At 64.4% G+C, this 12590-nt stretch carries 11 protein-coding genes; 1 reads left to right on the top strand and 10 read right to left on the bottom strand.

The window, feature by feature from the left end; translation table 11 throughout:
• The first annotated feature begins 4 nt into the window (after positions 1-4).
• Positions 5-997, top strand: coding sequence for a methylmalonyl Co-A mutase-associated GTPase MeaB (gene meaB / locus RHP72_RS14885; protein ID WP_007727819.1), 993 nt, complete (start codon positions 5-7; stop codon positions 995-997).
• Positions 998-1059: 62 nt separating this feature from the next.
• Here the strand turns inward: meaB and RHP72_RS14890 are convergent, their stop codons facing one another.
• From RHP72_RS14890 to RHP72_RS14935, 10 genes are all read right to left on the bottom strand, one after another.
• The gene (locus tag RHP72_RS14890; protein WP_007727818.1) at positions 1060-2007 is read right to left on the bottom strand and encodes a sulfite exporter TauE/SafE family protein; all 948 of its coding nucleotides are present in this window, start codon (positions 2005-2007) and stop codon (positions 1060-1062) included.
• 230 nt (positions 2008-2237) lie between these two features.
• Entirely contained in the window at positions 2238-3272 is a 1035-nt protein-coding gene (locus RHP72_RS14895) for a nucleoside hydrolase (protein ID WP_003945017.1), read from the bottom strand.
• Entirely contained in the window at positions 3265-3741 is a 477-nt protein-coding gene (locus tag RHP72_RS14900) for an OsmC family protein (RefSeq protein WP_007727816.1), read from the bottom strand. Before RHP72_RS14900 ends, RHP72_RS14895 begins: the two co-directional genes overlap by 8 nt.
• 31 nt (positions 3742-3772) lie before the next feature.
• Complete coding sequence (locus tag RHP72_RS14905; RefSeq protein ID WP_218695024.1) at positions 3773-5086, bottom strand: CoA transferase; 1314 nt, start codon at positions 5084-5086, stop codon at positions 3773-3775.
• Positions 5087-5104: 18 nt separating this feature from the next.
• Positions 5105-5983, bottom strand: a complete 879-nt coding sequence (locus RHP72_RS14910) for a hypothetical protein (RefSeq protein ID WP_064075308.1) — start codon at positions 5981-5983, stop codon at positions 5105-5107.
• Positions 5984-5986: 3 nt separating this feature from the next.
• The gene (locus tag RHP72_RS14915; RefSeq protein WP_003944826.1) at positions 5987-7075 is read right to left on the bottom strand and encodes a hemolysin family protein; all 1089 of its coding nucleotides are present in this window, start codon (positions 7073-7075) and stop codon (positions 5987-5989) included.
• On the bottom strand, positions 7068-8450 hold the full coding sequence (locus RHP72_RS14920; protein WP_003944847.1) for a hemolysin family protein: 1383 nt from the start codon (positions 8448-8450) through the stop codon (positions 7068-7070). The genes RHP72_RS14915 and RHP72_RS14920 overlap by 8 nt, the downstream gene beginning before the upstream one ends.
• Positions 8451-8761: 311 nt before the next feature.
• Entirely contained in the window at positions 8762-10198 is a 1437-nt protein-coding gene (locus tag RHP72_RS14925; RefSeq protein WP_020969620.1) for a GuaB1 family IMP dehydrogenase-related protein, read from the bottom strand.
• A gap of 3 nt (positions 10199-10201) precedes the next feature.
• The gene (locus RHP72_RS14930; RefSeq protein WP_042919783.1) at positions 10202-11083 is read right to left on the bottom strand and encodes a DMT family transporter; all 882 of its coding nucleotides are present in this window, start codon (positions 11081-11083) and stop codon (positions 10202-10204) included.
• A gap of 4 nt (positions 11084-11087) precedes the next feature.
• Positions 11088-12590 carry a DEAD/DEAH box helicase gene (locus tag RHP72_RS14935; protein WP_217018854.1) on the bottom strand — a complete coding sequence of 501 codons (1503 nt, stop codon included), beginning with the start codon at positions 12588-12590 and terminating at the stop codon, positions 11088-11090.

Consider the following 12590-nt stretch of genomic DNA (forward strand, 5'->3'; position numbering starts at 1 on the left):
GAAGATGGCACGTCAGCCCATCGACATTGATTCCCTCGCCGAGGCGGTGCGCGGAAATCAGCGTGCCGGCCTCGCTCGGGCGATCACCCTCGTCGAGTCCACTCGCGACGACCACCGGGCCCTCGCGCAGCAACTTCTACTGAAGTTGCTGCCGGAGGCCGGGGGAGCGCACCGGATCGGCATCACCGGAGTTCCCGGCGTCGGCAAGTCGACCTTCATCGACGCGCTCGGAATGTACTTGCTGAGCAAGGGACATCGGGTTGCGGTGTTGGCGGTCGATCCGTCGTCCACCCGCACCGGCGGCTCGATTCTCGGCGACAAGACACGCATGGCTCGGCTCACCGTCGAACCGAATGCGTACATCCGGCCGTCACCGACGTCCGGCACGCTCGGTGGTGTAGCCAAGGCAACCCGCGAGACCATCGTGCTTCTCGAAGCTGCCGGTTTCGACGTCATCCTGGTGGAAACGGTGGGTGTCGGCCAGTCCGAAGTCACTGTTGCCAACATGGTGGACTGCTTCACGTTCCTGACCCTCGCTCGTACCGGTGATCAGCTCCAGGGCATCAAGAAGGGTGTCCTCGAGCTCGCAGATCTGGTGGCGGTCAACAAGGCCGATGGCAAGCATGAGCGCGAGGCAAAGGGTGCTGCCCGCGAATTGGCCGGAGCGCTTCGCCTGATCTACCCGCACGACGCCATCTGGAAGCCGCCCGTCATCACGATGAGCGGCCTCGAAGGTGTCGGGCTGGACGAGTTCTGGGGAACTGTCACCAAACACCGTGAGGTGCTCACCGAAGCGGGACAGTTCGAGGAGAAGCGTCGCAAGCAACAGGTCGATTGGACCTGGACGATGGTCAACGATCAGCTGCTACGCAGGCTCTCGAGCAACGATCGGGTGCGTGCGATCCGGGCCGACGTCGAGCAGAGCGTGCGTGACGGTTCGCTGACAGCAGCGTTGGCGGCGGGGCGAATTCTCGACGCGTTCGACGGAAGCAACTAGCGCGGAAAGAACGAAATCCCGGGTATCCGAGCGCGGATACCCGGGATTTCTTCTGTGACGAGTTATCGTTCGCGTTTGACTGCAGGCTCGGTGAGTTCGGTCTCGACAGCGAGTTCGACTCCCGTGAAATCGCCTTCTGCCTCGGCCGGGGTGAGCGTGGACCGCTTCCACGCGTAGAACAGCAGCGCTGCCCACGCGCCGAGAATGGTCAGGTAACCGGCCACTGTGACCGCCCCGGTGATGTCGAAGGATTTGAACAGCTTCTGTGCGTTGGTCAACACGATGACGCCGCCCACCGCCGTTCCGAGCAAGGTTGCAGGTACGCGGCTGACCAGCCACGCCGCGAACGGAGCTGCGATGACACCGCCGAGCGCGAGACCGGCGACAACGAGGAGGTTTCCCGCCGACTCACGTCCCAATCCGACAAGGAATCCCAGCGACGCGGCTGACGCGACCAGAAACTCCGAGGCGCTGACCGAGCCGATCACGGTGCGCGGCGCGGTCTTTCCTCGTGAGAGCAGCGTGCTGGTGGTGATCGGACCCCAACCACCACCGCCGGATGCATCGATGAAACCACCGAACAGGCCGAGTGGGGACAGGAAACGTGCAGTGTGCGGGGTGGTACGAGCGTCCGCGACGGCCGGTGGGCGGACCGAAAAGCGTAGTGCCACATAGATACCGATGGCCAGCAGGATCGTCGCCGTGATGGGGACTGCCGCTTCGGTGGACAGACCCGAGAGCACAGTTGCGCCGATGAATGCACCGACTGCGCCGGGCACACCGAGCTTGGCGACGAGCTTCCAGTCGATGTTCTTGAACTTCCAATGCGACACACCCGAAGCGAGGGTGGTGCCGACCTCGGCCAGGTGAACAGCGGCGCTGGCCTGAGCCGGACCGAGGCCACCGATCATCAACAGAGTGGTTGCGGTGACACCGAAGGCCATACCGAGGGCGCCGTCGACGAGCTGGGCGCCGACGCCGACAAGGGTGAACAAAAGAAGGTTGAACATGAGAAGACAGACTCCGAGCGAAGAAGCGACAAAGTCAGGGGTGCAGGCAGCGAGAATCGCCGCTCAGCAACACGCCTGATCGAAGCATGCGCTACGACGAGTGGGCCAGAACGCCATCAATCCGAGCGCAAATGCCGGGGAGGCATCGTGGCTGGAAATCTGCACGTCAGGTCCTTTGTTCTCGTTCGTTGGTGTTCTGTCCATGCGAGCATAGCCGGTGACCGGCTCGGTCAACCCACGACGCGGGCGTAATTTCCCACTCGGTGGACAAGTCGATCGAAGAATTCCGCCGGATCGGTTCTGACCGCGATATCCGCGTTGGGCTCACGCTGCCAGTGCCCGACCCAGTCCGCGACCGTCGTTCCGATCAGCAGTGGACTCTCGGTTTCGACATCTACCGTTGCCGGTTTCAGCGTCGCCAGGCTCGGATCGAGCGCGACGGCAGCAGCGAAGGGATCATGCATGTGAGCAAGAAATCCCTGGTCGTATTCACGGTGGAATTCCATGTAGAACCGGATTGCGTCGGACATATGCCTGATCACGCTGTTGGACGCGGAACTGCGGACGTCGGGACCGTCGTCAGGCGAGATGATCTCTTCCGGGGTGCTCCCGGCAGCTTCGGCGAGCCGACGCACATGTTCGGGGAACATCTCGATGGATTCGGTGACGTTGAGGCCGCAGATGATCGGGCGCCGGTGCGCGGGTACGACGGAGAACGCGTCGAACACCTCCTTGGCGGCGTGCGGATCCACCGAGACGTTCCACTCCGCGGTCGGCGTCGTGTTGCCCGGATAGTTGAACGACCCACCCATCACTACCAGTCGCTTCAGCAGAGACGGCAGATCGGGTTCACGTCTGATCGCCAAGGCCAGGTTGGTGAGCGGCCCCGTCACCAGCCCGGTGAGTTGTCCGGGGTACTCCCGGACGAGATCCACCCAGAGGTCGGTGGCGGTTCGGACCGAGCGCTTGCGACCCGAATCGGGGAGGACCGCATGGCCGATTCCTTGCGGACCGTGAGTCTCCTCGGTGGTGCGCAACGGTATGACCAATGGCTCGCGGGCGCCGAGTGCAACCTCGATGTCCGGGGCGCCGCAGAGCGCAAGCCAGTTCAAGTTGTTGGCCGCGACCTGTTCCACCGGAACGTTGCCGGCGGTGCTCGCAATCCCCAGTATCTCGGCTTCGGGGCTGGCAAGGAGATAGAGAAGCGCCAACGAGTCGTCGATACCGGTGTCGACGTCGACGATGAGCTTGTGCATGTCACTCATCGGTGGCCACCAGGATCGTCGGGGAATGCAGGACGGGGAAGTTCACCGACCGAGCGATGAAGCACTTCGTGTGTGCGGGGCCGTGAAGCTCCTGGGCCTTCTCGACCATCGACGCCTCCGCGACCAACACCGTCGGATTCAACGTCACTTCGATGAACTGGCCGCCGCCATCGGATTCCTCGATCATGCTGCCGACCGGCTGATCGCTGTAGTCGAGAACGACGACCCCAGCGGCAGCTGCCAGCCCGAGGTACCAGAGCATGTGGCACTGGGCGAGGGAGGCAACGAGCAGTTCCTCGGGGTTCCATCGCTGCGCGTCGCCGCGGAACGAGGGATCGGAGCTGCCGAGAAGTTCCGGCTTTCCGACCGCGGATATTGCATGATTGCGCGAATATCCCTGCGTGCTGGACGTTCCGGTTCCCAGATCGCCCGTCCACTGAAGGTCGAGTGTGTAGGTATGTGACTTCACAGGTCCATCTTGCCCTGAATGTGCCGGTCCCTCAGTGTGCCCACTCCGCGCGATCCGATCCCCACGGATGCGCCGGTTCGGGGTAGTCCTCGAACTCTGCCAGCGCGGGTCGTGCGGTGGTCACGTCGGCATGGTTGACAACAACATTCAGGCCGGGAGCGGTCGGTAGACCGGGATGGGCGGTTCGGCCGGGTGCGTCGAGAAGACGAGCGCCTGTGCTTGCCAGCGACACGTCGACGTCGCGGCCACGGCCGTCGTGCGAGCGCAGTGTCAACGCGTCGAGGATCCCCGCTGCCAGGAAGTATCCGGTCGAGTGGTCGAGTGCCTGCGCCGGAAGTGCACCAGGGTTCTCACCGCCCTCGAGAAACGAAATGCCGGACGCGGCCTGCACGATGCTGTCGAAGCCACGGCGATTCGCCCACGGACCTTCCCATCCCCATGCGCTGACGCGCCCGTGAATCAGGTGGGCGGGAAGATCCTGCCCGATGAGCGCTTCGAGTGCACCCGGCCGGTAGCCGGTGACCAGTACGTCTGCGGTTTCGAGGAGTTCTCGGAACGCTGTCGCTCCCGCCGAGGACTTCAGGTCGAGAAGCGCCGACCGCTTGCCCTGTCCACTGTCGAGGTGCTGCCATCCGATCTCAGGGATCGCCGGGGGATCGATCCGCAGAACGTCAGCGCCGACCAACGCCAGGGCGCGCGTCGCGACCGGACCGGCGATGACGCGGGTCAGGTCGAGAACGCGTGGGCGCGTCGGATGCGTGCGGGGTTTTCCCTCGTCGCGTGCTCGGATGGATACCAGAGGCGCAGACCTCGCAGCTGCGCACTGCTCACTCAGGCGCCACTCGGTCTCGGTACGAACACGGACCGCGATGGCTCCGATCTCGGCGGCCTGCTGCTCGATCTCGATGGCGCTGAGTTCGGATATCCGTTGCGCCACTGCATCTTTGGGTGATCCGTGATCGAGCTCGAGGACGGCGAGCAGGCGGTCGCGATGGTGCGGATAGTTGCCGTGCGTGCGGACCCAACCGTCGCGGGCGGCAAAGAACCCCGAGTGCTCGGAGAACCCGTTGATCGGCTCGCCGCCGATCCGGAACAGTCGATCGCTCGAGAAGGACGCGGCGATGCGCTCGGGATCGAGGGTCCAGTGTCCGTCGCCCGGGCCGGTTGACCGATGAATCGCCGAGGCGAACGCCGCTACCGAGCCCGCAGCGAGGTCGAACACCGGCAAGTGCGCCGCAAGGAAACCCGCCGAGTCCGGGCATTCGATGTGCCCGCGTCGGTCGTCGGTGTGCACCCCGACGCCACGCTGGTATTCGTCGAGATAGAACCCGTACCCGTGATCCATGCGACGCCTTTCGGCAGTTCAGTGGCCGAGAAGCTCCCGGCACTTCTCTGCCAGCGTATCGCGGAGCGGCGCAGCACGATCCGCCAACTGTTGTTGCTGACGCACGTATTCGGCGCGGCCCGCGGGAGTTTCGATACGAATGGGGGAGTACCCGTACTCGGCAAGGTCGTATGGGCTCGCGCGCATGTCGAGTTCACGGGCCAGGAGCGCGTGTTCGAAGCACCGCATCACCAGGTCGGAATCGACGAGTGGCAACAACTTGAAGCTCCACTTGTACAGATCCATACCGGCGTGCAGGCAGCCCGGCTGTTCGTGATCGATCTGAGTTTCGCGTGCAAGCGGGAGCGAGTTCTTGGGGGCCGCGTCCGGTGTGAAGAACCGGAACGCGTCGTAGTGCGTGCATTTGAGTGGCAGGGATTCGACGACCGCGTCGGTACCGGCGAACCCGAGTCGCAGCGGCACCGACTGGTGACGGATTGCGTCCTCGCCGCCGCGATAGACCATCGCCCATTCGTGGAGGCCGAAGCAACCCAGCACAGCGGGCCGCGCAGACGTCTGATTCAACAGATTCCACACGAATTCGACTGTGTGACGCCGACGCTCCAGCACTGAGGCCTCGACCGTCGCGGTACCCGAATCGTCGACGCGGTAGCCGGAGAAGGCTGCGTATTCGGCGGCGTTCTCGAGCGCGACTCCGTACCCGGGGTGCCAGCGGCGCAGTTGAGCGGGTTTGAAGTTGTAGTACGTGAAGAGGAAGTCGTGCACCGGGTGAGAGATACCGGCGCTACGACGCGCTCGGTGCGGCTCGACGAGCTTCTCCACCTCCTCGAGGTGAAGCGCCCGCCGAGCCGTCCACTCGCTCTGCGCGAGTGCGAGTGAATGCACCGAACGTGTCATCGATCAGCTGTTTCTTTGTCCGGGAACAGCATCCGTGCCGCGGTGCGTGCCGTCGCGGACCGTTCCGACGTACTCCTCGAGGAGATCCTCGAGCGCGACGATACCGATCACCACTCCGTCAGCGTCCGTGACAGCGCCGAGGTGCGAGCTGGCCCGACGAAGGCCGGCCAACGCTTCGGCCAGCGGTGTGCTGAGCGGAACGATGGGCAGCGGCCGGATATCCGACGTCGGAACGACGGTGTCCGGTCCAGCGGCCTCGTCGAGCACCTCGTCGAGCACGTCCTTGAGGTGCACGTACCCAGCCAGCGATCCGTCGCTCGCTCGCACCGGGTAACGCGAGTATCCGGTCTCGATGACCGCACGCTCGATCTCACCCAGTGTTGTTCCCGACGGTGTGAGGGGAATGGTCCGCACCTTGTCGAGAGTGATCAGGACCTCGGAGACGGTCCGATCGGTCGATTCGAGTGCCTGCTTCAACCGCCGGTGTTCTTCGGCGTCGATCAGACCTTCGGATCGCGATTCACCGATCATCGCGGACAACTCCACCGCCGAGACCGTGACGTCGAGTTCGTCCTTGGGTTCGACGCGCAGGAGCTTGAGCACTCCGTTCGCGCACAGGTTGTAGAACGCGATGATCGGGCGAGCGATCTTGATGAACGCCAGATGCACGGGAACGAGCAGCATGGCCGTCTTCTCGGGGCCGGCCAACGCGATGTTCTTGGGCACCATCTCGCCGAGCAGGATGTGCAGCACGACGACGAGCGACAGCGCGATGGCAAACGAGATCGGGTGCAGCAATCCGTCGGGCAGACCGACGGCTTCCATCGGCACCTCGAGGAGGTGCGCAATGGCGGGCTCGGCGACCTTACCGAGGAGGATCGAGCAGATCGTGATGCCCAGCTGAGCCGCCGCAAGCATGAGCGAGAGGTTCTCACCGGCCTTGATGACTGTGAGCGCCCGCTTCTTGCCTTGCGCGACCAGTGCTTCGAGGCGGTCACGTCGTGCGGAGATCAGTGCGAACTCCGCACCGACGAAGAATGCATTGCCGGCGAGCAGCACGACGGTGAGGAGTACACCGAAGAGGTTATTCATCGTCGGACTCCTTCTTGCTGTCGTCTGCGGATTCGGGTTCGACGTAAGCGGGGACCGGCGTGATGGTCACCCGGTCGATACGGCGGCCGTCCATGCCGGTCACTCGTGCAATCCACTTTCCGCGCGAATCACCGGACGAGTCGACGTCGGGCAATTCCACCTCGTCACCCTCGTCGGGGATGCGGCCCAGTTCGGTGAGCACCAACCCACCGAGCGTGTCGTAGTCGCCTTCGGGAGCGGTGTACCCGGTAGCCGAAGTGACCTCGTCGATGCGCAGGAGACCGGAGCACGACCATCCGTCGCCGACGCGCTGCACGTCGAGTTCGGGTTCGTCGTGTTCGTCGCGCACATCGCCGACGATTTCCTCGATGAGGTCTTCCATCGTGACGATGCCGGCAGTTCCGCCGTACTCGTCGACGACGAGCGCAACCTGCATACCGTCCGAGCGGATTCGCTCCATGACGGTGTCTCCGTCCAGGCTCGACGGCACGACGGGAACACGTTGAGCCAGACTGTCGACGCGCGTCGTGCGCCGACGTTCGGCCGGAACGGTGAACGCGTGCTTGATGTGTACGACGCCGACCGTGTCGTCGAGATCGCCGCGAACGACCGGGAAGCGCGAATAGCCGGTCCGCGACGCCGTCACGATCAGGTCTGCGACGGTGTCCGAGAGTTCCAGCGATTCGATCTTCACTCGCGGAGTCATCAGCTCTTCTGCCGTGCGGTCACCGAACTGCAGTGAACGGTCGACGAGCATCGCCGTGCCCTTGTCGATGGACCCGCGCTGCGCGGACGTCCGCACGAGGGACCCGAGTTCCTGCGGTGATCGCGCGGAGCGCAATTCCTCCGCGGGTTCGATGCCCAGGCGTCGCACGATCCAGTTGGCGGTTCCGTTGAGGCCGTTGATGGCCCACCGGAAGATCAGCGAGAACCCTGCTTGCAGGCCCGCAGTCGCGCGGGCGGTGGGCATCGGCTTGGAGATTGCGAGGTTCTTCGGTACGAGCTCACCGAAGATCATGGAGAACGAGGTCGCGATCACGAGCGCCAGGATCAAAGACGTTGTCGAGGCAGCGGATTCACTGAGCCCGACGGCCTTCGTGACCGGTGTGATGAACCGTGCCAGGACCGGCTCGGCCAGGTAACCGGTGATCAGGGTTGTGATCGTGATGCCCAGCTGAGCGCCGGAGAGCTGGAACGAAAGAGTCTTGTGCGCGTGTTGAACCTGCCGCGAGCGTCGGTCGCCGCCACGAGCAGCTTCGTCGACGGTGCTGCGTTCGAGCGCGGTCAGTGAGAATTCGGCCGCCACGAAGAGGGCGGTGCCTGCAGTCAGCGCGATGAAGCCGACCAGGCTGAGAATGGTGAAAACGATGTCCATGTGTCATCGCCACCTGAGATGTGCACGGGGGCCGCCGGGTTTGTCTCCCGGCTCGCTAGAGGAGCCCTCCGAACCGGCGGAATCAGAAGATTCCTCGGATAAAACGACGGGTGTAGCGCCGGGTAAGTGTGTGGGTGCCTCGGGCACCGGGTTCCTTTCGTCAGAGCCGAGTAGTTCTCGGCTGTAGCGGGCTCGGTCGGGTCGCCGAAGGGCACCCGACCGAGTTTTGTTTTCTGTTTACGGATCCAATGATACCGGCGGGTGCCCGGGAGTAGGGACCCGAGCACCCGCCGACAGTCACAGAACGTGGTTCACCAACCAGACGGAAGCGGCCGTCCTTCGGCAAATCCGGCGGCGGACTGCACGCCCAGAACGGCCTTCTCGTGCAGCTCCTCGAGAGAGCGCGCACCAGCGTACGTGCAGGTACTGCGCACGCCGGAACAGATCTGATCGATCAGGTCCTCGACTCCAGGGCGCTCGGGATCGAGACGCATCCGCGAACTGGAGATGCCTTCCTCGAACAATCCCTTACGGGCGCGATCGAAAGCCGTTTCGGTGGCTGTGCGAGCGGCAACAGCGCGCTTGGAGGCCATACCGAAGCTCTCCTTGTACGCGTTGCCCGCCTGATCGACTTTGAGATCGCCGGGGGACTCGTATGTGCCGGCGAACCACGAGCCGATCATGACGTTCGACGCGCCCGCCGCGAGGGCGAGTGCAACGTCGCGGGGGTGTCGAACGCCGCCGTCGGCCCAGACGTGCTTGCCGAGCTCACGTGCCGCTGCAGCACATTCCGCGACGGCCGAGAACTGCGGGCGTCCGACGCCGGTCATCATGCGAGTCGTGCACATGGCTCCGGGTCCGACGCCGACCTTGACGATGTCCGCGCCTGCGGCGATCAGATCACGGGTTCCCTGTGCGGAGACCACGTTGCCTGCGACCAACGGGACGCCGAGATCGAGCGCCTTGAGGGTGGTGAGCGCATCGATCATTCTCTGCTGGTGACCGTGAGCCGTGTCCACGACGATTACGTCGGCACCGGCGTCGACGAGTGCCTTGGCCTTGGCGCCCACGTCACCGTTCACACCGACCGCCGCAGCGACCCGGAGTGCGCCGCGCTCGTCGACTGCGGGGTCGTAGATGCCGGCACGAATCGCGCCGGTGCGGGTGAGGACGCCGGCAAGAGTCCCGTCTTCGTTGACGATGACCGCCAGCGGATCGTGCTTGGTTTCGAGCAGTTCGAAGACCTCACGCGGTGTGGCGGTGACCGGGGCCGTGACGAAGTCGGTGATCGCGACGGTACGGAGGCGAGTGAACCGATCGACATCCGCGCAGGCAGCCTCGGTGACGACACCGAGAGGCTTACCGTCCTCGACCACCACGACCGCGCCGTGAGCGCGCTTGGGAAGCAGCGCCAGCGCATCGGAGACGGCGTCGTCCGGACTCAGCGTGACCGGCGTATCGGCGACGAGGTGGCGGCTCTTGACGAACGCCACGGTCTCGGCGACAGCTTCGGTGGGGACGTCCTGCGGAATGATGACCAGTCCGCCGCGGCGGGCGACAGTCTCCGCCATGCGGCGGCCGGCGACTGCGGTCATATTGGCGACCACGACGGGAATGGTCGTTCCGGATCCGTCGGAAGAATTGAGATCGACGTCGAACCGAGAGGTGACCTCGGTCCGGTTAGGGACAAGGAAGACGTCGTCGTAGGTCAGGTCGTATGGGGGGCGTTGCCCTTCGAGGAACTGCACGTTTCACGAGCCTACCGTCGATTCCGCCGTAGCGCCCTCGGTATCGCGCGCTTGTGAGCGGGAGAGGGCGATCGTGGTCATGATCATGACGGCGACGGCGCACCCGATGAGAGCAATTCCGGGACCGTCGACGCGGAGGCGTTCGTCGAGCACTGTCATCCCCAGGAATATGGCCGCGATCGGCTCGCCGATCGTCAGGGCGGGTAGCGACGCCGACAGCGGCCCGACCTGGAACGCGCGCTGTTGCAGGTAGACCCCGATTGCGCCCGAGGCGATCAGCGCCCACGTCTGCCATGCCGAAATCACCCCGATGACGCCGTGGCCGAGTAGGTCGGTGACGTACTTGGTGAATGCGACGGCGACGCCGTAGAAGATGCCTGCCGCAGAGCCGAGAAGCAGTGCGCGCCAGCCGCCGTCGAGTTTGGACAAGCCGCCGACAGTTGCGGCCACGGCCACTGCGACCGTAATCGTCAGGGGCACAGCCCAATCCGACCATGGAGCATTGCTGTCTCCCTCGGTGGGATCGCCGACGACGAGGAAGATCGCCAAGGAAATCGCGAGCATGATCGCCAGTGACCACGCGGAACGGGTGATGCGGATTCCCGAGAATTTGGCCGAGAGAGGCAGCGCGAACAGCAACGAGGTCACGATCAGCGGCTGCACCACCAACACCGAACCCAACGACAGTGCAACGGCCTGCATGACGTACCCGCCGCCGTCACCGATCAGCCCGGCCCACCACCGAGGACTGCGAATCAACGACGCCACCAACGCCTCGCCCTCAGGAACCGCGGACGCCGCCCGTTGCTGAGCGACCGAAGCGCACGCGAAGAGCAGTGCAGCGAGAAGTGCGCAGAGAACCGAGATCAGTGGAAGATCACCCATTCCCTCAGTGTGCGCGCTTGCCCGCCCGATTTCCGGCAGACGGCTTTCCTGCGCCGGGTGCGCCGTGACGCGGGGTCAAGCCCTTGGACGCCAGACGCTCCGAACGGGTCGGGACCGGAGTGCCGTCCGCACGGATCTTCTTCACACTCTTCGGATCGGTGACGCGCCGCGAGGAGGCGGCGCGCTTGTCGCCGTCCTTCTTCATCCGGCCTCCGGCAGCGGTCCGGCCTGCAGTGTCGTGTTCCTGACGGCCACGCTTGGCGGTGTGCTTGACGGCAACCGTCGTATCGGGAGCCTCGACCGGAATTCCCGTCGGCTCCATCGCACCGGTGATGCGCGTGAGTTCAAGATCGTCAGGACGAACCCGCACACCGTGAACCTTGATGCCTGCCTGCTTGGTCAACTTCTCGACCGAATCACGTTCTTCGTCGGTGACGATGGTGACGACGACGCCTGATTCCCCGGCGCGTGCCGTCCGGCCGGCCCGGTGCAGGTAGTCCTTCGCCTCGGCCGGGGGATCGACGTGAACGACGAGCGTCACGTCGTCGACATGGATTCCGCGCGCGGCGACATCGGTGGCGACCAGGACCGGTGTTGTCCCGTCGGAGAACGACGCGAGGGTCTTGGTCCGATTGTTCTGCGTCTTGCCGCCGTGCAGAGCCCCGGCCGAGACGCCGATCAAATGCAGTTGCTGCGCAAGACGATCCACACCGTGCTTGGTCTTGACGAACATGATGGTCCGCCCCGCGCGCGAAGCGATATGTGCGACAACGGATCTCTTGTCGTCGTGGTCGACGAAAAGCAGGTGATGCTCCATGGTCGAGACGGTCGCAACCGGGGGAGCAGTCGAGTGCGACGCCGGATTGCGCAGGTAACCCGCGACCAGATCGTCGACCTTGCCGTCGAGTGTCGCCGAAAAGAGAAGACGCTGACCGTCTTTCGGAGTCGTGTCGAGAATCTTCGCAACCTCGTCGATGAAACCCATGTCTGCCATGTGGTCGGCTTCGTCGATGGTCGTGATCACGACGTCGTCGAGAATCACCGACTTCTGGTCGAGTAGGTCGAGTAGGCGCCCGGGGGTCGCGATCAGCAGATCGACGCCGCGGGCAAGGATGTCGGCCTGACGCTTGATCGGAACGCCCCCGACCGCATTTGCCACACGCAAACCGATCTCGGTAGCGGCGTCGTCGAGTGCCTTGTGGATCTGGATCGCCAGCTCACGGGTGGGAGCGAGCACCAAACCGCGCGGACGATTCCGCTTGCTCGCCCCACCCTTGAGGCGCACCAGCATCGGAAGCCCGAAGGCCAGAGTCTTTCCGGAACCCGTCGCACCGCGCCCGAGTACATCCCGACCGGCAAGAACATCGGGGATGGTTGCCGACTGAATGGGGAAGGGGGCATCGATGCCGCTTCGGCGCAACGCGTGCACCATCACGGCGGGGATTCCGAGGTCGACGAACGAACGCCCTTCGGTCGAGGTGGGCGAGTCGATCGTCGATTCCTGCAT

This window comes from Rhodococcus sp. SG20037, from assembly GCF_031763325.1.
In the GTDB taxonomy this organism is placed as follows: domain Bacteria; phylum Actinomycetota; class Actinomycetes; order Mycobacteriales; family Mycobacteriaceae; genus Rhodococcus_F; species Rhodococcus_F qingshengii.